This is a genomic window from Calothrix anomala FACHB-343 (genome assembly GCF_014696435.1).
In the GTDB taxonomy this organism is placed as follows: Bacteria; Cyanobacteriota; Cyanobacteriia; order Cyanobacteriales; family Nostocaceae; genus Aulosira; species Aulosira anomala_A.
On sequence record NZ_JACJQG010000018.1, the window covers coordinates 49,179 to 72,877 of the forward strand.

A 23,699-nucleotide genomic window follows, 5' to 3' on the forward strand; every position below is an offset into this window, starting at 1 on the left:
CCTAAAGGCGAGGGGATTCTAACTTCTTCCTAGTTACTTGCTCAATCAAGCTTTCGCCAGAAAGAGCAGAGGCAACTAGTCCATTAGCGTTACTTGGGGATTGCCCATCCCTAGCTTGTCTTGCAAGATTTAAAATGTTAATTGCTGCATTTTCGTCTCTATGTAGACTACATCCACAACTACAAACATGGGTGCGAGTTGATAGAGATTTTTTCACAATCGCGCCACAATTTGAACATTTTTGTGATGTGTAATGTGGCGATACAGCAACAGCTAACTTACCAAATTTACCAGCAAAATACTCAATCCATTGCCTAAACAAATACCAGCTAGCATCAGAGATTGACTTAGCCAAACAATGGTTTCTGAGTAAGTTACGCACTTGTAGGTTTTCATAGGCTACTAAGTCGTTAGACTTGCACACGTTACGCGCAATTCTCTTTGCGTGTTCATTCCGTTGCCTACTTATTCTCAAGTGCTTTCTGGCAAATATAGCTCTAGCTTTTTTACATCCTGATGAACCTTTTTTCTTTTTGTAAATGCGGCTTTGAGCGTGTTTAACTGACTTCTCAACCTTTCTTAAAAACTTTGGATTAAATTCTTGATGTCCGTTTGAATCAGTGTAAAAACTCTCCAATCCTACATCCAAACCAATTTCATTACCTGTCAATGGTTGAATATCTTTAATTTCAACATCAATACAAAACTGACAGTAATAGCCATCAGCACGACGCACCAATCTAACACGCTTAATCGATTTAACAGGGTAGATTTGAATATCCCACTTGCCCAGAAGTTTTAACTCACCAATACCTTTTTTATCAGTAATGGTAATACGGCGTTTGATTGGGTTTATTTTCCAGCCTGATGTCTTGTACTCAACCGAGCGATTATCATGCTGAAACCGGGGATACCCCTTTTTAAGAGCTACTTTCTTTTTACAATTATCGTAAAACCTTGATATAGCTAACCATGCTCTCTCGGCTGATGATTGTACAGCCATCGAGTTTAAGTTAGCCACAAATTTAAATTCGTTGCGTAGTTCCGTTGAATACTTGTTGAGCGCAAATCTATCAATTTTTGCTTCTGGTGGGGCATCCATCCAATATCTCAGACATTTATTTCTAATGAACTGAGTAGTCTTAATAGCTTCCTCAATTGCTAAATATTGAAGTTTTTTAGCTTTGATTTTGTATTCTAGAACCAGCAACTTGACTCACTTCCTTGCCTTGCTTATACTATGTCTAGCATAGGTGAATGTTCTAAATATGTCAACTGCAAAAGGTAAAAAAAGAGTAAAAAACATCCCGGTTCTATACGATGAACCAAAAAAGAAAAGAGGCGTTATGCTTACAGATACAGCTTGGCATTCTATACAAGAATTAGCCGCAAAAAATAATGTTAGTGCTAGTGAATATTTAGAAGAGATGATTAGAAAACATTGCGTCACTGAGGCGTAAACGCCTTCTGGCGGCTTTCATGAGGCAGTGCGTTGGACGGGTTCCCCGGCTTGAAGCAACTGCCGTCCCCTTGCCTGAAGTACGCTTGGACGGCGCTGTGCGCCTGTTCCTCAAGGGTTTTCAGCCTGCCATCCTTATAAAAGTATTCCCAACTCATTACCGATCATCGCTGTTGTGCTGAGTAGGTATAAAAGTTATTAAAAGCTCCCACAGTCTCAAACTTATAAGAAGGTATCAGAGAACTCACTTTTAAGTCTGTTTGATAAATACTAAACAGTAGATAATCTTGTCTTTGCGTCGTAGCGGCAATAATATCTCGCATTTGGGGTTGAATTGAATCTACAGTTTTTTCGCAATTAAACTTGACTAAAGTTTCCAAAAAGTTCTGAGTTTTCTGGCAAACATCGGTTTTGAGATATAAGCTCAAGCGTTGTACAGCATAGTCTTGATATGCAGCCCCAGAGGGATTGGTCTTAGCCATGATCAAACCCACAACAGCTAGACCTGCTACTCCTAGATATGCAATAATATTTAATGGTTTCATGTTTTTCAGCTATGATTTGTTTTGGTCATCAGACTACAAATTAACTGAGTCCGTTCCAAGAAAAAAACATTCTCTTGATCAAATTAGCAGAGACGTGTTATACTCAGGTAGTTAATGGCGAGCGTAGCCAAGTGGTTAAGGCAGTGGTTTGTGGTACCACCATTCGTGGGTTCGAGTCCCATCGTTCGCCCTCTAAAAAAATAGACTTAAACATTCTCGCCCATGAGTGAGATATAGACTGTTTTCAGCAATACTAACATGGGTTTAGGGCACTGGGCATGGGGCATTGCTTAACAGTCACCAGTCAACAGTCAACAGTCAACAGTCAACAGTCAACCAATTGCTTTATAGTAGTTTCCAGTTGTTTAAGTTTGACTGGTTTAGCTAGATAATCGTTAGCGCCAGCAGCAAGACAACGATCGCGATCGCCTGACATGGCTAAAGCGGTGAGGGCGATAATGGGGATATGGGCGATTTGGCTATCTTGACGGATGCGGGCGATCGCTTCTATGCCGTCTAATCCTGGCATTTGAATGTCCATGAGAATAATATCAGGATGTTGGCTTTGGGTAATTGCGATCGCTTCTTCTCCATTTTGAGCCACCAGCAACCGAAAGCCTCTAGCTATGAGGTATTGGGAAATGGTGACGATATTGTCTTCGTTATCTTCTGCTAATAACACTAAAGGCGCTGTTTTCCCGGTTACTAGGGTATCTGTGTCCCTGGGTGCTAAATTTGCGGATGCAGTCGGGGAATTAGGTAAAGATATCTCTATTTGAGAACAGCTAGCAGGTAACTGAATGGTAAAACAACTACCCTTTCCCAGTTCGCTGACTAAACTGACTGAACCTTGATGCAGTTCAGCAATTTGTCTAACTAAGGTTAATCCTAAACCAGTTCCCTCATATTGGCGGTTGAGTTTGCTGTCTACCTGGACGAATGGTTGAAAAAGTTTATTTTGATAAGATTCGGGTATCCCAATTCCCGTATCGCTGACGGCGAAACACAGCCAATCTTCTTCTGTCTGTTGTTTGCGGTAAACATTTAAGTTGACTCTTCCACCATTGGGGGTAAATTTAATGGCGTTGGTGAGTAAATTAATCAGCAATTGACGCATCCGCAGTTCATCTACGGTGATATATTCGCCGCAATCCGCCTCTATATGGGTTTTTATGGTAATTTCTTTGTTTCGCGCCTGTTGTGTGACAAATGCCAAACTTGATTCACACAAATAAGCGATCGCTACTGGGGAAATTCTCAATTCTAAATGACCGGCTTCAATTTTAGAAACATCTAAAATATCGTTAATTAAAGCTAAAAGATGTTGCCCGCTATTTTCTACAGTCAAAATTGACTGTTTTTGTAGCTCGTTCACTGATCCATAAATTCCTTCGAGCAATAACTCGCAATTGCCCAGAATCACATTCAGGGGAGTGCGCAATTCATGACTCATGTTAGCGAGAAATTCACTCTTGGCTTGGTTCGCAAATTCCGCTTGTCCTTTAGCTACAGCTAGTTCAAAGGTGCGTTCTTCTACCCGTCGTTCTAAATGTTCTCGATCTAACTTTAATTGCTCGGCCATTGTGTTAAAAGTCTGGGCGAGAATACTGACTTCATTGTTCCCAATTACAGGTACATACTGATTTAAATCTCCCTGGGTTAAACGTTCAGCAGCTTGGCTAATGTTGAGAATCGGTTGGGTAATCTGTCGCGATAGCAAGTAAATTGCAAACATTAACAGCGCAGATGCTAAACAACCGCACAGCAAGAAGCTCAAGACTAAACTATTAGCAGGCGCAAAGGCTTCGGCTTGAGTCATTTCGGCAATTAATCCCAAGTTATATCTGGGTAACCAACGATACACGCCAATTACAGGCACGCCATATTGATTACGGTATAAGGCCATACCATTTTCTTGAGCGATCGCGCGATCGATGGCTGCGCTTTTCATTGGTACATCCACAACCGAATCTGCTGGATTCAGAGATTTATCTGTTCTTGTATTTAAAAAAGCAACGGCTTTTAAATTAGATTCTCCTACCAAGTAAAAAGCTTGAGTTTCCGTTTTTAGGGTACTGGCTAACAATAGCTGGCGCAATTCAGTAATATTCAGATCCACCGCTAAGACTCCCATCTGTATCCCGGAACGATCTTGTAAGGGTGTGGCTACTGTAATTACTGGTTTGCGTTCTGAGTTCAAATAAAAATTAGGTGTAATTGAATTTAAATTTTCTTGAGTCAGAAAAGTAACAGGATAACCGCTAGGTGAATACTTATTTTCTTTGCCAGGAGAGAGAGAACAAAAAGCCACAAAACCGCTATTTCTAGTAATACAAATATTGCTCAGATTAGTTTTAATCTTTGCGGTTTTATGTAAATATTGTTGCAGACGATTGTAAGCTGCTTGACGACTGGGAGAATTTTGATCGGAGATTAGTTTGGGTACAACCTCAACAATCTCAGTTTGTTGAGCAAGTTGGAGTACATCGCGCAATTGAAAGTTAATCCAGTAGTCTAGTTCTTGGGATTTAAAATCTAGGGAATTGTTTAAGCGCGTGACAACTTCTCTCTGTAAATTTTGGCGAGAATACCAGCAAGCGCTCGCAGCAGCTACCCCAATTGCCACCCAAGAAATAATCGAAAATCGATAGACCAACTGAGACAATAAACTGTGGCGATTCCAAGCAATCATGGTTTTTTCTCATATTTTTGCCAAAAATTGGCGATTTGTTCAATTCCCCAATCAGCAGCTTGCTTAGGCGAAGCATTGGTGAGAATAACACGATGTATAATTTGCGACCAAAGTTGTTGTGTGTAAATTTGGCTCCAAACGGGGTGGAGTTTGTCATATTCAGGTAGGCGAGACTGATTGTAAATCGCCAAAGCTGCGGCTGAATGAGGATCGGCTGGTTCTTGCCAGATGGGATCTTTTAACAATTGAGTCATAGTTGGTAAAATTCGCCCATTAAATCCTTGAATGAGGCGCTGGAGATTATGAGGTTGCAGCAGATATCGCAGAAAATCTATGGTGTTTTGTGACTTACGCTCCTGTTTAATCGCCAAAATTTGATTAAGTACTCTAGGTACTTGCAAAGTGGTACCGTTCATTGTTTTGGGGTAAGTTATTAATGTGCCAATATCTTGATAACGCTGCCTAGCACTTTGATTATATTGGTTATTCTCTAATTTTTGGGTTCTGGGAATAGATAAAGTCATGTTGACAGTCATCAGGACTTGACGATTGAGAAATGCGATATTATTGCCTGAACCTGACCAATCTAAAGCATTTGCTGGGATGTAGCCTTGGCGGTAAAGGTTTGTAAATTCAGCGATCGCTTCAGTAAAAAGCTGTCGGTTCTTAGTTTCAACTATAACTAAACCATCTTGATGATTAGCGATCGCCACATTATGCGCATCTAAAAACAGTTGAAAAGCGGCTGCGGTGTCAAAACCGCTTGCAGACATACACAAACCCAATCCATAGATGTTAGGGTATTGACGCGATCGCAATTTGGTTTGCGCTGTTTGCCAAAATTGCCAAAATTGATGCCATTCTTGGGGAATATCGCTCTCGCCATAGCCAATTTCAGCTAGAGAGTCTTTCCAATAATGAATGTAAGCATCCGATTGACCGATGGGTAAGGCATAATAACTGCGATCGCCTTGGACTCGATTTTGATACAGTACTTGAGTTAATACATCAGCTTGAAAATTTGACGCGATCGGCTCAATTACCTCAGATAAATCCACCAGTTTATCTTCCCATGCCAATAAAGGAGCAAAGCAATAAGTTGATTTAATGGAAAATACAATGTCAGGCTCTTTGCCATTATTGGGATTTTTCAAAGTTTCCCATAATGTTTGTTCAATAAAATCATCGGAAACTAACTTTAAATTGACTTTTTTGCCCGTATAACGCTGCCATCCGGCAACTATCTGCATAATGCCTTGATTTTCTTCGCTTAAGTACCCGCGCTCCCATAAAATAAATAGTTCTTCACTAGTCGCGGAATTAACTGTCACATCAGTTTTTTTGCTGTGAGTACAACTTTTGACACCAGAGAACAAAAGGCTCCCAAAAAATAACTTTTTGAATTGTCTTCTGGTGAGCATTGCAGTTTACAATCACAGGATCAAGATAAAGTAATCTTCCATTATGGCATTACTATTTTATTTGGGTTTAATTCTTCATATTAGTATTTGCCTGAATACTGGAATAACTTGCAGTCAAAAGCAAATCTTTAAAAACTAGCTATATTTTCTCTCATCAAAGTTTACTTTCGTGAGACTTATCATTAAGAAGGCAGAAGTACTAAGGCAGAGGGCAGAAGGGAATCCCCATAAATAAATTTAGGGGATTTATATAAGGACAAAGTATTTCTTGCGCCTACTCGTTGAAATACATATTTCTTTATTTTTTCATAAATAAATTTAGTTGCTCTGTTCCCTTTTGGCAGAGGGCAAAAATTGTATTTCTTCCTTCTGCCATCTGCCTCCTGCCCTCTGCCTTTCATTGGTCAAATTATATTTATTTAAGAAACAATATTTTTGTCAGTAAGCTTGGCAGTTTATTTATCTTGACTGTGAGATCTGCACTACATTTTAAATTAATTTAACATCACAAAAATCTAGTCGTTCAAATATTTACACAGTAAGACTTTCAGGGATCGCACCTATAAAAAGTACATAAAATTCTCTGCCTTTAGTTAGAGTGCAACGAATTAGACAATAGATATTTTAAGTAAAGTAACGCAAGTTTTCAGGAGATACTATGTCTGAATTAATCCAAACAGTTCTCAATAGTGAAGAAAAAAGTGATTTGCGTTCCTTTATCAGCGAACTGCGCCATCAAGAAAATAAATATCTATTACGTAATGATATTATTAATTCATATAGTGAATATTGCACAAAATATGATATGTCTGAAGAATATCGCCATTCTTCACATTTAGCAAAATTAATTTACTATACACAAGAAATCATTCAAGAAGATTCAAATCTCTGCTTTATTATTCGCCCGAAAATAGCTAGCCAAGAAATTTATCGGCTGACGGAAGACTTAAAAGTTGAGAAAATGAATGTGCAGGAATTGTTAGATATGCGCGATCGCATAGTCAACAGATATCATCCCAATGAAGGTGACTTGCTAGAACTAGACTTTGGGCCATTTTATGATTATTCTCCAGTTATTCGCGATCCCAAAAATATTGGTAAAGGTGTAAACTTCCTCAACCGCTATCTCTCCAGCAAATTATTACAAGATGCAAAACAGTGGTTAGAGAGTTTATTTAATTTCTTGCGTTTACATCAATATAATGGCGTACAATTACTCATAAACGATCGCATCCAATCACAACAACAACTTTCCGAGCAAGTAAAAAACGCTATCAGCTTTGTGAGCGATCGACCTGCTGATGAACCCTATGAAAAATTCCGCTTCACCTTGCAAACAATGGGTTTTGAGCCGGGTTGGGGAAATACAGCCCAGCGCACCCTAGAAACCTTAAATATTCTGGATGAATTAATCGATTCTCCCGATCCCCAAGCTTTAGAAGCCTTTATTTCTCGCATACCGATGATTTTTAAAATCGTCCTGGTATCTCCCCACGGTTGGTTTGGACAAGAAGGAGTATTAGGGCGTCCCGATACTGGGGGACAAGTAGTTTATGTCCTGGATCAAGCCAAATCCTTAGAAAAGCAACTCCAAGAAGATGTCACCCTCGCTGGTTTAGAAGGCTTAAATGTCCAGCCCAAGGTAATTATTTTAACCAGATTAATTCCTAACAGCGATGGTACTCTTTGTAACCAGCGTTTAGAAAAAGTTCACGGCACAGAAAACGCTTGGATATTGCGCGTACCGTTGCGAGAATTTAATCCCAACATGACACAAAACTGGATTTCCCGGTTTGAGTTTTGGCCTTATTTAGAAACCTACGCCATCGATGCAGAAAAAGAAATCAGAGCAGAATTACAAGGAAGACCAGATTTAATTGTTGGTAACTATTCTGATGGTAATTTAGTCGCATTTCTCCTCGCGCGGAAGATGAAAGTTACCCAATGTAATATTGCTCACGCTTTAGAAAAATCTAAATATTTATTCAGTAACTTGTACTGGAACGATTTAGAAGATAAATATCATTTTTCATTGCAATTTACTGCTGATTTAATTGCCATGAATGCTGCTAACTTTGTCATTAGCAGTACTTATCAAGAAATTGTGGGAACGCCGGATAGCGTAGGACAATATGAATCATATAAATGCTTCACCATGCCAGATTTATATCATGTAGTAAATGGCATTGAATTATTCAGTCCTAAGTTTAATGTTGTGCCCCCAGGAGTTAACGAAAATTACTATTTTCCCTATACCAAAAATCAAGACCGAGTAGAGAGCGATCGCTTGCGAATTCAAGACATGCTTTTTACCCTAGATGATCCAAGTCAAATATTTGGTAAACTCGACAATCCCGACAAACGCCCTATTTTTTCAATGGCGCGTCTCGATAGAATTAAAAACCTCACAGGTTTAGCAGAATGCTTCGGGAAAAACCAAGAATTACAAGAGCATTGTAACTTAATTTTAGTAGCAGGTAAATTGCGCGTTGAAGAATCAGGAGATAACGAAGAAAGAGACGAAATTATCAAACTTTACCAAATAATTGACCAATACAATCTTCACGGTAAAATTCGCTGGTTAGGCGTGCGTTTATCTAAAACCGACTCAGGAGAAATTTACCGCGTCATCGCCGACCGTCAAGGTATATTTGTCCAACCAGCTTTATTTGAAGCTTTTGGTTTGACAATTCTTGAAGCCATGATTTCCGGGATACCAACTTTCGCCACACAATTTGGCGGCCCCTTAGAAATTATTCAAGACAAAGTAAATGGATTTTATATCAATCCCACCCAATTAGAAGAAACCGCCGCCAAAATTTTAGAATTTGTCAGCAAGTGCGAACATAATCCCGATTATTGGCACCAAATTTCTCAGCAGAGTATAGAGCGAGTTTACAGTACCTATACTTGGCGAATTCACACAAACAAGTTGCTATCTCTAGCCCGAATTTATGGCTTTTGGAACTTTACATCTCACGAAAACCGCGAAGACTTGCTGCGCTACATCGAGACTTTATTCTATTTAATTTACAAGCCAAGAGCGCAACAACTATTAGAGCAGCATAAGTATCGGTAGTTGGTCAATAGTTAATAGTCAATGGTCAACAGTCAATAGTCAATAGTCAATGGTCAATGGTAATTGATAGTAGGGGGAAATTTTTCTTCCTACTTTTTCTTATTTAGTTCAAAAAAATGTAGATAAATTAGTAGATAAATTGTAGGTTGGGTTGAACAAAGTGATACCCAACATAAGAGGTTGTTTGAAAAGTTTTTGGCTGTACCTTTTCACTTATTGATCCCCCCTACCCCCCCTTAAAAAAGGGGGGAAATACAATCAAAGTCCACGGCAGTTGCTTCAAGTCGGGAAACCCGCCCAACGCACTGCCTCCCCTTTTTAAGGGGGATTTAGGGGGATCTAAAACTTTTTGCTACCAACGACAGGACTTTTAAAACATCCTCTAAACTCGACTTTATCCATTTTTACGAAGCCCAAAACCCGACGCTGAAACCATTACGGGATGGTAGTTTTAGTTTTTGGACTTGAGTCCACATCAGTGACATGGAAAAAGTATTTGCCAAAAAACCAGGATTTTTGCCGGATAAGGAAAGCCAAGTTCTTAATTTTGGATAAAGTCGAGCTAAAGGCAGAAATATAAGCTTAACCTACTAGATATGTTACAAACATCAATTTCCTGATAATCATTACCAATGAGAAATGACCATTGACTATTGACCATTGACTATTGACCATTGACCATTGACTATAATGTCAACTCTCGCCAAGTTCTTTGACCGACAATTCCATCTACTAATAAACTCCGCCGATTTTGAAATGCTTTTACAGCTGCTTCTGTCAAAGGGCCAAATATCCCATCAATGCGCATTCCATAGCCATTAGCAATTAGTAGCTTTTGCAAGACTTTTACAGAAATACCTGAACTACCAAAACGTAAAATTGGCAAGGTTTGACTATTATAATTTTTGACTCTGGCTTTGACGATTAAACTATCTGCAATAACAGAGCGAGGATACCCTATAAGATTTCTGTCAAGTTCTTTTAATAAATGTTCTTGCTGTACTTGAGAAGATAATGGCTGACTTAGAGAATTACCATCTGTCTCTATAAATTCTGGTGGTGTAATTTGCGCAGTGGAAACTACCTGAAGTGACTGACTCTGGATAAAGTTCTGTATCTCGTTTTCTTCATGAAGCGTTTGCTGCTCTGGTATATCCAGTAAATATACTTGTCCTGTTGTTACCAAGCCCGTCATTAGCAGGCCAATTTCACTCATATAGTTCGTTCTACTAACACCAATATTCCTTTTGACATCAACAACTGCTATTATTCCGGAATAAAGTATAGGCAAAAATAAAAAAGATTCGGAGAATAATAGTAATTCATAATTTGTAATTAGCAATTAATAATTAATAAATATCAGATTGAATCTGGATTGACACTGGTTATACCAAATCAAATAATGTTGGCGACATATCAATATATTCTAGAGGGCATGGCACTGCCATAACCCTACAATCTGTCACATTATTTTTTTTAATTCGGATTAAATTTTTTATTGGCTAAAAATTGCGATCGTTTGCATACAAAATATGGTAGGTAAATAAATATATTCCCTACCTATAGAGCAATACGGTTCAGTTAGCCTCAAAAACAAGATTTGGTGTAGGTTGGGTTGAGGGACGAAACCCAACATTTCCAGGGGTTTGTTCGGTTTACACACGGTAAGCCCAACCTTGTATCTTAAGAGTATCGTTCGAGAAAACACTGTAAATCTAAATGTTTGACTTGAGAGATTTAATACTTAGGAGTCGTGTAAAAATAAATTGAACAATTTAATATTTGTAGTGCGGGCATCTTGCCCGCGCGAGCAAGATGCTCGCACTACTTATTTTTACTTGATGCCTTATTAGTTTGACGGGAGATTATATAATTTGATGTTAATTAGCATACAGTTACTTGAGGGTTAATTTCTCTGCTGAGTTCGACTGATGCTAATTAGCTAACTCGCGCCAAGTTCTTTGACCAACTATACCATCTGCCTTTAAATTTCGCTGACTTTGAAACGCTTTAACGGCAGTTTCAGTTAACGCACCAAAAACACCGTCAACTTTAATCGCATAGCGGTTATTTATTAACAGCCGTTGTAAAACTCTGACAGCATCACCCGCATCACCAAAACGTAGGTTTGGCAAACCGACGTTAGATGTAGCCTGTGTATTTAAAGGTTGTGCTTGATTTGTTTCCATAATTAGGGGCTAGGGAAGGGGACAAGGAGGACAATTGTACAGACGCGATTCATCGCGTCTCTGAGCAATGACCAATAAAAAACGATCGCTCTCGATTAAAGTGTAGGCGATCGCTCATAAAATTGAAGTTTGTTGGTAACTAACCAATACCCTCAATGATAGGATGGAAGTAGAAAGCTATACCTAAGACTGTATAAGCGGCTAATAATAGAGTTCCTTCCAGCCAATTAGATTTACCATCAGAACTGATACTATTGGCAATTAGCACCGATACTGCCACCGCGACTAATTCAAAAGGTTGAAAATTTAAATCCATTGGTTGACCTAGCACCCAGCCAGCTATCACTAATACGGGAGCAACAAATAAAGCTATTTGCATACTCGATCCCACAGCGACGGAAAGAGAAAGATCCATTTTATCTTTCATCGCTACAGTCACGGCGGTAGCATGTTCCGCAGCATTACCTACAATCGGGACAATAATTACCCCAGTAAATAGTGCTGTTAAACCTAACTGCGATGTCGCTACTTCTAAAGAATCAACGAGCATTTCTGACTCTAAGGCAACAAAGAGCGTACATACTAGCAATACACCACTCCATAGCCAAAGATTTGGCTTTTTATGGCTAATTTCTTCTTCTTCTACCTCTACCATACCCACATCATATAGATAAGAGTGGGTTTTCATGGAAAATAGCAGGGTGAGAGCATAGACCAAAATTAATACTATAGCCACAGCTACCGAGAAATTTTGGATAGTTTGTTCGCCAATACCAGTAGAGGTAATTTGCATCGCTGTGGGTAATAATATGGCAATTACCGCCAAATTCATAGCCGAAGCATTTACCCGCGCGACAATGGGCTGAAATGTCTGTTCTTTATGACGCAGTCCGCCTAAAAGCATAGAAAGACCCATCACTAGTAGTAAGTTACCAATAATCGACCCGGTAATACTGGCTTTAACTACATTGACAAATCCAGCATTTAGCGCCACCAGAGCAATAATTAGTTCCGTAGCATTCCCAAACGTTGCATTCAACAACCCCCCTAGAGAAGGGCCGACAACTACAGCTATTTCTTCTGTGGCTGTACCCATCCAAGCTGCTAAGGGGAGAATTGCTAATCCAGCTGTGATGAATACTACCAGTTCTCCCCATTCCAAATAATGGGCAGCCAAGGAAACTGGTATAAACAATAACAGTACGAGAAAGATAAGGTTTTTAACTGACATCGATCGCTTTGAGTTAAGGGCATTTAGTCACCGATTTAATAGTCAATGGTCAATGGTCAAGGGTCAATAGTCAACAGTATGGGCAGGGGGCAGGGGGCAGGGAGCAGGGAGCAGGGGGCAGGGGGCAGGGAGCAGGGGGCAGGGAGCAGGGGGACAAGGAAGACAAGGAGGACAAGGAAGACAAGGGGGACAAGGAGGACTAATGACTAATGACTAATGACCATTGACCATTGACCATTGACCATTGACCATTGACTATTGACTATTGACAATTCCGCGATTTTACGGTTTCGGTTTTGATGGCAGATATGTAATATAAGATTGAGTTTTAAGTAGGTTTTGCAATGTTTTGTAGCAAAACTATAACTAGAGGTTGATATTTTATCGTAAAAATGCGGTTTAATATATTAAAAGACAATTAAGTTTATTGGCTCGACCAAATAAACTCCCAAATAGGGGTTTTTCGATGGATAATAATTTAATTGCTTTTGGGAAAGGTCTGTGCGATAACGCAGATTTCCCGCTATACTAAAACCGCTTTCTTGGAAGGGCTGTATACCATCGTTGTTATCGGTACGGATTTTGGGTTAAAGCCTGTGAAGAAAGTTTTATAGATCCGTTTTTGTCGTAATTGCAAGTTTTTTTTGATTTTGGATAACAGATACATGACTTCTGCTGCTGAACTGCCAGCTAGCTCTGGCTCTACATTTACGTCACAATACGATGCGAAACACACCCCGCAAAGCGATCCCCTGAGAACGGCGACGGGTGTGTATGTCACGGTACACGGTCATTTTTACCAGCCACCGCGTGAAAATCCTTATCTAGACGCGATTGAACGCCAACCTAGCGCGTCGCCTTTTCACGATTGGAATGAGCGGATTCACTGGGAATGCTATCGTCCGAATGCCTTTGCTAGGGTGTTAAATGACCGGGGCGAAGTCATTGATATTGTGAATAATTACGAGTATTTGAGCTTTAATATCGGCCCCACGTTGATGTCGTGGCTAGAACGCTACGATGTGGAGGTTTATCAGCGAATTTTGGAGGCTGATGCTAAAAGTTCCCAGCGCTTGAATGGTCATGGTAATGCGATCGCGCAAGTATACAATCACATCATCATGCCTCTGGCTAACGAACGCGATAAGTATACGCAAATTCGTTGGGGCAAAGAAGACTTCCGCTCCCGCTTTGGGCGCGATCCCGAAGGTATGTGGTTGGCAGAAGCGGCTGTAGATTATGCCACTTTAGAGGCTTTGGTGGCGGAAGGAATTCGCTTTATTGTCCTCGCACCATCGCAAGCACAACGCTGTCGTCCGCTACCAACAAAAGACGATCCCCAGCCAGAATGGCATGAGGTTGGCGGTAGTCAGATTGATCCCACCCGTCCCTATCGTTGTTATTTAAAGCCGACATTGAGTATTGCATCCTCACCTCTCAATGCAGTCTCTGACAAGGCTACCTTGGATGATGCAGAATCCTTAGCTGGATTACCTTATATTGATATTTTCTTCTACGACGGCCCGATATCACGGGATATGGGTTTTAGTGATGTTGTCTATAGTTCCAATCATTTAGCAGCAAGGATCGGTTCTGCAGTCCGTGGGGATCATCGTCCAGCGCAATTAATTTCTGTCGCCACCGATGGGGAAACCTTTGGACATCATAAAAAAGGAACTGAGAAAACCTTAGCCTATGGTTTTATCAATGAGTTTCCTCAGCACGGTTGGACAGTAACTAACTATGCACATTACCTAAGTTTAAACAGTCCCGCTTGGGAAGTAGAATTAAAGCCCATCACCGCTTGGAGTTGCGCCCACGGTGTTGATAGATGGCAAGATGATTGTGGTTGCGGTGGTGAAGGCAGTCTTTGGCATCAAAAATGGCGTCGTCCCCTGCGAAATGCCTTAAATTGGCTGCGGGATCGGTTAATTGAAGTGTATGAAGAGTATGGAAAGCAATTTTTCCGCGATCCCTGGCTAGCAAGAGATGAGTATATTCAAGTAATTCGCGATCGCTCTGCTACCAATGTTAGCCGTTTTCTCAATCACCATCAAACTCACAAACTCACCGCCGCCGAACAAGTAGATGCTTTGCGTTTATTAGAAATGCAGCGTCATGCTTTGTTGATGTTTACTAGTTGTGGCTGGTTTTTTGAAGAACTTTCTCGCCCAGAAGGGACACAGATTCTCCGTTATGCTGCCCGTGCTTTAGAATTAGCTGGGGATGTGGCGGGGATGCAATTAGAAAAAGGCTTCCTCAAACGTTTAGGTTTAGCCCCTAGTAATATCGATCATTTCAAACATGGTGCGGAAGTTTATCGCCAATCAGTGTTAACTGCCCAAATTAGTTTAAAGCAGGTAGCAGCCCATTATGCGATTACTTCTTTGTTTGCCAATCATCGACCGACAGAAAGCTATAATTTCCTAACTGCACAAGATACTCATGGCAAACATCCCCATGTATCTCAAAAACATGTTTACTGCTACAGCGCTAATGAGTTAGATTACCAGCTACAACGCATGGGATCGCTAACTTTGGCGGTTGGTCATTTGCGCTTGGTGTCAGATATTACCTGGGAAAGTGAAGATTTAGTGTTTGCAGTTCTCCATTTAGGCGGCTGGGATTTTCACTGCTGCATTCAGCCTTTTGCGGGGAGACGAGACTACAGCCAAATTAAAGAAAAGCTGTTTGTGTCTTTAGAACAAGCTAGTGCAGCCAAAACTATTTTGATGATGACGCAGTTATTTAGTGACGAAACCTTTAGCTTAGAAAATCTCTTTGCTGAGGAACGCCACAGAATTATGCGGTTGTTGAGTCAAGAAACACTGACAAGACTAGACCAGCTTTATACTCAAACTTACCGGGATAATTACGGCATTATTGCAGCCTTTCACCGAGATGAATTAGCTGTACCGCGAGAATTGCAAGTAGCGGCGGAGATTGCCTTAGGTTATCGTTCTATGACAACATTGCGATCGCTTGAGCAAGATATCACCGATGTGCAATTAAGTTTAAGTTATATCGTGGAATTAGAAGCGATCGCCAACGAAGCCAAGCACATGCGCTGTCAGCTAGATATTCCCGAAGGTAAACAGATATTAGAACAGTTGATTATGCGCCTACTTTGGCAATTGTTGCACGATCCCAACGGCAATTGGGATGCAGATATCCAAGTTCTAGAACGGTTAATTGATACCGCATATCAGCTAAACTTGGGCATTTCCTTGCATCGATCCCAAGAACTGTATTTCAGCTGCTTGCAAACTCAAATATTACCCCTGTGTATTTCAAATATTAATCATGGGCGAGGTAATTCACAATGCGATCGCTTGTTGAAACTAGGACAAAAATTAGGCGTTGACATGAATGGCATGATCAATCAATTGCGTTAGTTAATCCCACAATCCCGCCGTCACCCTCCAAGGGTGCGGCTAATTGAACAAAACCCACCTGCGTGGGCTAAAAAAATTCAGCCTGCTTGAGCAGGCTTTGTAACGATAGCCCCAGGCTTCCAGCCTGCGGGCGTTATTTCGGTTATGCGAGAGAACTTTCTCCATAAATAAAACCCCGGTGACTAGCCGAGGCTGATGGGAGAAGTTTCAATGACGATTTGATAGCGATTAAGAAGGAAAAATTTTAGCTAACACCACAAGCAAACAATATCAACGCTGTAACTAATAAGGTTGCAACTGCGCCTTGGAAAGCGTAGCGACTTTGCTGTTCATCTGAAGGGTAAGCCGCGTAGTAAATTTCTGGTTCAGTTGCGTAGTTGTTGAGAATACCTTCTTCGTTAGTTGTTGTATACATGGTTTGCTGTTCCTGGTTATTACCTTATGTAACTAAATTTAACGATTTTGTTACGAATGGTCAATAGGAGTTGACAACAAAAGCCTGATAGTATCCATAAGGGTGACTTATTACAATTAGGACTTACGCAGTGTCAGATATTTTTCATGCTTTTTGTCAATGGTCAATAGTCCATAGTCCAAAAACCTGAATTTTGACTATTGACTTTTGACTTTTGACTACCCTTGTGAGGGTTTTTGTGTTCGGTGCGTAAGTCCTAACAATTTTCAGCTAAAAATACCACGCTCTCAGGGCACAGCATTGCTCATACGTGTCAGCTTATACCATTTTGAAAAAAGAACGCGACAGATGGGTAGTAGGGGCACGGCACCAGTAAGATAATTTGATATGCCAAAAGATTGCGGATGCCGTGCCCCTACAAAGAATTTATCTGTCTAAAAATAGCCTCTGTCTTATACCAATTTGAAGAATGATCGCTACAAATGTAGGTTGGGTTGAGGAACGAAACCCAACACCCCAACGCCTTGTATATGTTGGTGAAGTACCTACAGTGACGCTTCGCGTACACAGTAGGCTTCCCGTCTCATTCGCCGTTGCCTCGTTAAACTCATGTTTAATTTGGTCTTACACAGCGTCTCTGGTCTTGCGACCTTTATCTCCTCAAGGGAGAACCCAGGCAGCCGCCCATCTTCCATAGGCAGTTTAATTTTTGTTCGTACAACATTCCTCGGATTTACTGCAATGGCATACCATCTAGAAATGTTCTTTCCCCGATCTCTGATGTTGCTGCGGCAAGTCTTACTACTTTGAAGTTAGCCTTTGTGTTCCATACAGTCGAGTGGGTCATCGACCAAGTTAATCTTATCAAAAAGGCGTGATTCAATCAATATTTTGCTCGTTTCGTCGTTGTGGTCTGAGCGGTTTTCGCACTTGCCAAATATGGTCAGACCACACTCCTCAACTCACGCGCAATTCATCTCAACACTGACCTGGGTACAGGTACAGTGTGAGCCTTCTTGCTGTTTAAGGTAAATGAAGTACGCGCTTCGGGGCATGGCAGTGCCAGTGCCCCTACAATCAACGATATAATCTGTACTTCACCAACTAGCAATCTGCTGTATCTAGTCATCTTGAGATGACTTTAGCTATTAGCAAGGAACTTCAGTTCCTTGCGGTAACTGGGTTATGCGTTAAGTTGACACCAATCGGCACTGCCGTGCCCCTACGATAGATGTGGTTCAAATACCTGATAAACTACTGTAAAGTCTAATCTCCGCGTATTTGCGTCTCCCCTGAAAGCGCGTCAGCCCAAACCTGACTACGCTAGAGGAATTTCATAATAAGGTAACGGATTTTGCCCCGCGCCCATTAGCCAACGCGCATCTGGTTTCCACGCACCGTTGAGTTCTTCGCGGCGGCGGGTGTTAACTGTTAACTTATCGCCTGCAAACTTCAGCAGATTGTATTGCAGGGGATAACCGGGAACCCACTCGCGGACTGGTGCGCCAAATGTTCCGGCGCAGATGCGGTCAAGTTTGCGCCCGTTGGTGCTGAGGTCGTAACGGTATTGGCTGGTTTCGGCTTTGTGGATGTGTCCGTGGAGAAAGAAGCGGAAGCCAGAGACGGCTAACTGTTCCATAAAGCCTTGGTCTTTGATGCGGTCATCCCATGCGCTGTCTAGGGGATGATGCCAAACAGCAATTTTAATGCAGTTTCTATATTCTGGATTGCGGCGAATTTCACTGAGGGCGTTGCTGAGTGCATTCATGTTAATGCTGGCACGGGATTTGTAATGATGATCCAATTGCCAAGCGGAGTTTAGCCCTAGTATTAGCAGGTTTTGGTTGGGGAAATAATCGAGGGTGTATTGCTTGTCATATTCCAGGGGATAGGGTTTACCTTTGATGGTTTGGTAGAAGTTGCTGAAGTTTTCAAAGCGTCTTTTGTAATCTTCTGGCTTTACAACTGCAATGTAATTACCACTGTCATCAATAACGTGATTTTCATCCATTGACCCTTGATATTTTTTACGAAGTACTGGTGTGTAACCTTCTTCTTCTGATATTTTCCAATTCAGGTCATGATTACCGGGAACGATGATAATTTGCTCAGGTTTGAGGGGGAAATCTTGGCGGAGGTGGGAGAGAAATTCTTCAGCGATTTGGTATTCTTCGGGGGTGGAGTAGTTGGCGATGTCACCGGAGAGGATGAGGGTATCAAGGTGAGGAATGTTGAGTTCTTTTCGTAAATCGTTTGCTAGTTGGTTAGACCAAAGTTGGGCTTGATTGGGCGTGGTAAAGTGCAGGTCTGAGAGGTGGAGAATGTAATTTATTGTGCTGGGTAAGCTTGACGGAGTAATTGGAGATGGTGTTAATTTAGGCTGTAATTGATTGTCGGCAAACACACTACGCCAATTATCGGCAGGAATAGTTTTAATATTTTTACTTAATTTATTTAATTGCTCCTTAGCCTCTATTCCTAAATAATCGCTATTCGCCAAGCTGTCAATAAAATGTAAGAGGAAGTCGTACCCCTCCATCTCTAGCACATGGACTAAATGAACAGTGAATTGTAGGGAAGTACCTTCTAAATCTACTTTTTTAATCAATTCATTAAAATCCAAATATGACAATAATGTTTTTCGGTCTTTGACTGTATGGAAGTAATTTTCTAGTAAATCTATTAATTGTTTCTTAAGCGACATTTTATCTGGATAAACTCCTATATTCTGATAATTTTTTATGGTGTAGTTGTAATATTTACAGTTTTCTTGTATTGCTTCAAGTACTTGTAGTCCATAATGCAGCGTATCTCCATTATTTGCGGCTACAAACTCTTCATTTTTTAGCAGATTCATAATCTGGAGTATCGCCTGCTCAGATTTGATTTTTACCAGGGCTTCTTTCGCACTATAACGCACATTGGAGTCTTCATGTTCGAGCAATTTAATTAATCCCGGAATCACCTGCTCAGATTTGATTTCTCCCAGGGCATCTGCCGCACGACAACGCACATCGGAGTCTTCATGTTCGAGCAATTTAATTAATTCCGGTATCGCCTGCTCAGATTTGATTTCTCCCAGGGCATCTGCCGCAATTCTACGCACCCAGGAGTCTTCATCTTCGAGCAATTTAATTAATCCCGGTATCGCCTGCTCAGATTTGATTTTTACCAGGGCTTCTGCCGCAGTTTTACGCACCCAGGATTGTTCATCTTCGAGCAATTTAATTAATCCCGTTATCCCCTGCTCAGATTTGATTTTTACCAGGGCATATGCCGCACTAGAACGCACATCTGAGTCTTCATCTTCGAGCAATTTAATTAATCCCGGTATCGCCTGCTCAGATTTGATTTTTCCCAGGGCTTTTGCCGCACGATAACGCACATCGGAGTCTTCATCTTCGAGCAATTTAATTAATCCCGGTATCCCCTGCTCAGATTTGATTTCTTCCAGGGCATCTGCCGCACTATAACGCACCTCGGAGTCTTCATCTTCGAGCAATTGAATTAATCCCGGAATCGCCTGCTCAGATTTGATTTCTCCCAGGGCAGATGCCGCACGATAACGCACATCGGAGTCTTCATCTTCGAGCAATTTAATTAATCCCGGAATCGCCTGCTCAGATTTGATTTTTACCAGGGCATATGCCGCATGAGAACGCACATCGGAGTCTTCATGTTCGAGCAATTTAATTAATCCCGGTATCGCCTGCTCAGATTTGATTTCTCTCAGGGCTTGTGCCGCATGAGAACGCACATCGGAGTCTTCATGTTCGAGCAATTTAATTAATCCCGGTATCGCCTGCTCAGATTTGATTTCTCTCAGGGCTTGTGCCGCACGATCACGCACATTGGAGTCTTCATGTTCGAGCAATTTCATTAATCCCGTTATCCCCTGCTCAGATTTGATTTTTCCCAGGGCTTCTGCCGCAATTATACGCACAGAGTAGTCTTCATCTTCGAGCAATTTAATTAATCCCGTTATCCCCTGCTCAGATTTGATTTCTCCCAGGGCATATGCCGCACTAGAACGCACATAGGAGTCTTCATCTTCGAGAAATTTAATTAATCCCGTTATCCCCTGCTCAGATTTGATTTCTCCCAGGGCTTCTGCCGCAAGAGAACGCACAGAGGAGTCTTCATCTTCGAGCAATTTAATTAATCCTGGTATCGCCTGCTCAGATTTGATTTTTTTCAGGTGATATGCCGCAGTGATACGCACAGAGGAGTCTTCATCTTCGAGCAATTTAATTAATCCTGGTATCGCCTGCTCAGATTTGATTTTTACCAGGGCTTCTGCCGCACGAGAACGCACATCGGAGTCTTCATGTTCGAGCAATTTAATTAATCCCGGTATCGCCTGCTCAGATTTGATTTCTCCCAGGGCTTTTGCCGCAATTCTACGCACATAGGAGTCTTCATCTTCGAGCAATTTAATTAATCCCGGTATCGCCTGCTCAGATTTGATTTCTCCCAGGGCTTCTGCCGCAATTATACGCACAGAGTAGTCTTCATCTTCGAGCAATTTAATTAATCCCGGTATCGCCTGCTCAGATTTTGTTAAACCTAAAAGCCGGATTTTAAATAACAGGGGAATTTCCAACTCAGCAACTAAATTAACTGTCTGCTGCTGCAAATCTGACTTTACCGCACCTGCTAACCTTGCCCCTAACTGCCAATCTACCTCTAAGGCTAACTTCACCACTCGCAAAGCCGACACTTCATTATCCAGCAATTCCAGCATCAATCTCAGGGGTTCTGTCCATTTCAAGTAATTCAAATACTCTCGCTTGAGACAATCATCGCTGAGGTTTGTTAACTGCTTGAGTAAGCATTCGGCGGTGTAATATTCCTGAATTAGTTGGTGGCGAAATTCAATTTGCTCATTGGCACCAAGTTGAATTAAATGGTATTTGAGTAAATCTCGCAGTGATTTGAATGCGTGGTCACGGGGTGGATCAAATTTCTCACCCTTCAAAAACTCCGTTAAAACTTTCTCAACTTCTGACTTGGGTATGGCGACATTTAATTCTGTCAGCTTATCCCCTTTAGTCATGCGGAATGCCAGATGTTGTAATAATAAGAACCACCAATCCCAAGTTTCATCTTTAACTAAGATATCTTGCTTGAGGTTTTTATAAGAATTTTGGGTAAACTCGCGAAACACTAAACCCAAGTTCGGCGGTATCCCAACTTTGGGATCAAATAATGAACAGAGCATCCACAGCAGCAGTGGCGTTTCCCCAAATTCCCGCAACCTGTCGCCTAACTTCTGCAACATTTGCTCACCCTGTTCTGGAAGATAGGCGCAGACAAATTGCTGCATCTGTTCTGCTGTCAGGGGTTGCATTTCTAGCTTCTTGGTAATGCCCAAATCGCCCCCCACGCCTAAATCCCGCGTGGTGAATATCATCGGCGTGGTTTTTTCGTAGTCTTGGCGGAATTTATACAAGTCTTGCCGCGCTGCTTCTGAGGGTAATTCGTTGATACCATCGACTAACAGCAGTAATTCGCCAGCAAATAGCAGTTGTTCTATGGTTGTAGTATCTAGCAGTAGGCGATGGCGTTTGCAGAAGTCTCGAATTAAATCCAGTATGGAAGTCTGGTAATAGCGTAACTCTACCAACACGGGGATGATCCCCCCAGCCCCCCTTAAAAAGGGGGGTTCTGAAGATTTTACTTCCCCCCTTTCTAAAGGGGGATTGAGGGGGGATCTCGCCTTCTCTGCTTCCTCCAGCAACAACCGCACTAAGGCTGTGGATTTCCCAGAACCAGGACGCCCTACTAGTAATACGTGTTCTTTAGCATACTTCCGCAAGCCTTCCAGCACATCTAATCGCTCGGTTTTCTCCTGTGCTGCGTTGGGTTCTCCCTTAGCTGGCTTGACTGTCTCCACCGTAAAATTCAGCAGTAAGGGCGACTTTTCCCGTTCAACTCGCTGCTTTCCAATTACATCTGTCAGCGTGTAAGCATCCCACCATTGTACGTATTTTTTATCATTGCAGAGAGATTGTAGATAGTCAGACCAGTTGACCATAGGGCGTGAGAAAATGGGGTGCTTGGGTAGCAAGTATGCGGTGGTGATTGCTGAGTGCTAAGGAAAACGCAGCTTATTATAGTTTAGCTTCCCAGATTGTGTTGTTGAGGTTGCTTAATGGTGTTTTGCTGGACTTAGCGTAAAATTTCGTGAAGGGGATAATGAATCAATTCAAAATTCAAAATTCAAAATTCAAAATTCAAAATAAAATACAAGTTATTGTGGTTATCGGTTGAGTCCATACAATTTTAAGGGCACGGCAGTGCCGATGCCCCTACAGGCGACGATATAATTTTGGATTGTATTCAACTGAGAACGGCTATATTCGGTGAGTAGGGGGACGACGAAGAAAGATTTTTGGTGAGGCAGATATGCGATTGATCGCAGTCTTGCCCCTAAAATGACGATATTTTTGGAATTTAATATCTCTAATGAGGTTATTTTGTTCGTGAGCGAGGTTATTTTGCTCGTGAATGAGGCTTTTTTGCTCGTGAATGAGGTTATTTTGCTCGTGAATGAGGCTTTTTTGCTCGTGAGCGAGGTTATTTTGCTCGTGAACGAGGTTATTTTGCTCGTGAATGAGGTTATTTTGCTTGTGAATGAGGTTATTTTGCTCGTGAATGAGGTTATTTTGCTCGTGAATGAGGCTTTTTGCTCGGTGAATGAGTTTTTGAATCTCGTGAGGGAGTATTATAGTGCTTCTCGTTTAGATGCAATACTCAATAGAGCACAGCAGTGCTCATTGGTGTCAACTTAAGGCGAAACCCATAGCCCGCCTCAGAATGAATTCTGAGTCTAATAACAAAAGTAAGCTAAAGCTAACTAAAAATTATCACTTATCCCCTGTTTACTTTAGTCTACGGTGTACACACAAGTCTTATAACCTAGCCCGATAACGTTTTGATCCCCCCTAACCCCCCTTAAAAAAGGGGGGAAGAGAATCAAAGTCCCCCTTTTTAAGGGGGATTTAGGGGGATCTAGCTACATTTTGCACTTAGCACAGAGATCTGTGTACACCGTAGGTTTACTTTAGTAGGGGCAGGTTCACAGATATGCTCGAATAATTCACGACTATCTCGCTTAACCCGCCCCTACTTTGCCTTTGTCCCTTGGAATTCATTCCAAGGCGAGTAGGTAAGCCTTGCAATAAGCTATCTGTGGCTTAAGTTGACACAGGTGAGCAGTGCTGTGTCCCTACCGATGTGTGACATTCTTTTTTCAAATTGGTATAACTAG

General features: G+C 41.5%; 11 protein-coding genes, 1 tRNA gene and 1 pseudogene. 4 read left to right on the forward strand and 9 right to left on the reverse strand.

Going from position 1 to position 23,699, the window contains the following annotated elements:
* Position 1 precedes the first annotated feature (1 nt).
* Positions 2–1,210 carry an RNA-guided endonuclease InsQ/TnpB family protein gene (locus H6G08_RS12580; RefSeq protein ID WP_190542588.1) on the reverse strand — a complete coding sequence of 403 codons (1,209 nt, stop codon included), beginning with the start codon at positions 1,208–1,210 and terminating at the stop codon, positions 2–4.
* A gap of 58 nt (positions 1,211–1,268) precedes the next feature.
* Here H6G08_RS12580 and H6G08_RS12585 point away from each other — a divergent pair, with 58 nt between their 5' ends.
* On the forward strand, positions 1,269–1,460 hold the full coding sequence (locus tag H6G08_RS12585; RefSeq protein WP_190542591.1) for a hypothetical protein: 192 nt from the start codon (positions 1,269–1,271) through the stop codon (positions 1,458–1,460).
* Positions 1,461–1,623: 163 nt separating this feature from the next.
* Here the strand turns inward: H6G08_RS12585 and H6G08_RS12590 are convergent, their stop codons facing one another.
* Positions 1,624–2,004: a DUF4359 domain-containing protein gene (locus H6G08_RS12590; protein WP_190542594.1), complete on the reverse strand. Its 381-nt coding sequence runs from the start codon at positions 2,002–2,004 to the stop codon at positions 1,624–1,626.
* Between the two features lie 117 nt (positions 2,005–2,121).
* Between H6G08_RS12590 and H6G08_RS12595 the strand changes: the two genes are divergently transcribed.
* Positions 2,122–2,194, forward strand: a tRNA-His gene (locus tag H6G08_RS12595).
* A gap of 135 nt (positions 2,195–2,329) precedes the next feature.
* Here the strand turns inward: H6G08_RS12595 and H6G08_RS12600 are convergent.
* Both H6G08_RS12600 and H6G08_RS12605 read right to left on the reverse strand, forming a co-directional pair.
* The gene (locus tag H6G08_RS12600; RefSeq protein ID WP_190542597.1) at positions 2,330–4,696 is read right to left on the reverse strand and encodes a hybrid sensor histidine kinase/response regulator; all 2,367 of its coding nucleotides are present in this window, start codon (positions 4,694–4,696) and stop codon (positions 2,330–2,332) included.
* A complete protein-coding gene (locus H6G08_RS12605) occupies positions 4,693–6,027 on the reverse strand; it encodes an ABC transporter substrate-binding protein (RefSeq protein WP_190542599.1) in 1,335 nt (444 codons plus the stop codon). The genes H6G08_RS12600 and H6G08_RS12605 overlap by 4 nt, the downstream gene beginning before the upstream one ends.
* 748 nt (positions 6,028–6,775) lie before the next feature.
* Here H6G08_RS12605 and H6G08_RS12610 point away from each other — a divergent pair.
* Entirely contained in the window at positions 6,776–9,196 is a 2,421-nt protein-coding gene (locus H6G08_RS12610) for a sucrose synthase (protein WP_190542602.1), read from the forward strand.
* Between the two features lie 685 nt (positions 9,197–9,881).
* Here H6G08_RS12610 and H6G08_RS12615 read toward each other — a convergent pair.
* From H6G08_RS12615 to cax, 3 genes and pseudogenes are all read right to left on the reverse strand, one after another.
* Complete coding sequence (locus H6G08_RS12615; RefSeq protein ID WP_190542605.1) at positions 9,882–10,412, reverse strand: peptidoglycan-binding domain-containing protein; 531 nt, start codon at positions 10,410–10,412, stop codon at positions 9,882–9,884.
* A gap of 718 nt (positions 10,413–11,130) precedes the next feature.
* Positions 11,131–11,331 (reverse strand): annotated as a pseudogene (locus H6G08_RS12620) (peptidoglycan-binding domain-containing protein); the annotation flags it as partial.
* 193 nt (positions 11,332–11,524) lie between these two features.
* Positions 11,525–12,616, reverse strand: a complete 1,092-nt coding sequence (cax, locus tag H6G08_RS12625) for a calcium/proton exchanger (protein ID WP_190542611.1) — start codon at positions 12,614–12,616, stop codon at positions 11,525–11,527.
* A 665-nt stretch (positions 12,617–13,281) separates the two neighbouring features.
* On the opposite strand from cax, the gene H6G08_RS12630 reads away from it, so the two are divergent.
* Positions 13,282–16,011 carry a DUF3536 domain-containing protein gene (locus H6G08_RS12630; protein ID WP_190542615.1) on the forward strand — a complete coding sequence of 910 codons (2,730 nt, stop codon included), beginning with the start codon at positions 13,282–13,284 and terminating at the stop codon, positions 16,009–16,011.
* 244 nt (positions 16,012–16,255) lie between these two features.
* Here the strand turns inward: H6G08_RS12630 and psb34 are convergent, their stop codons facing one another.
* Together psb34 and H6G08_RS12640 are read right to left on the reverse strand one after the other, a co-directional pair.
* On the reverse strand, positions 16,256–16,426 hold the full coding sequence (gene psb34, locus H6G08_RS12635; RefSeq protein WP_190542618.1) for a photosystem II assembly protein Psb34: 171 nt from the start codon (positions 16,424–16,426) through the stop codon (positions 16,256–16,258).
* Positions 16,427–17,744: 1,318 nt separating this feature from the next.
* Positions 17,745–22,463 (reverse strand): HEAT repeat domain-containing protein, encoded by a 4,719-nt coding sequence (locus H6G08_RS12640; protein ID WP_190542621.1) that lies wholly within the window; start codon positions 22,461–22,463, stop codon positions 17,745–17,747.
* Positions 22,464–23,699 lie beyond the last annotated feature (1,236 nt).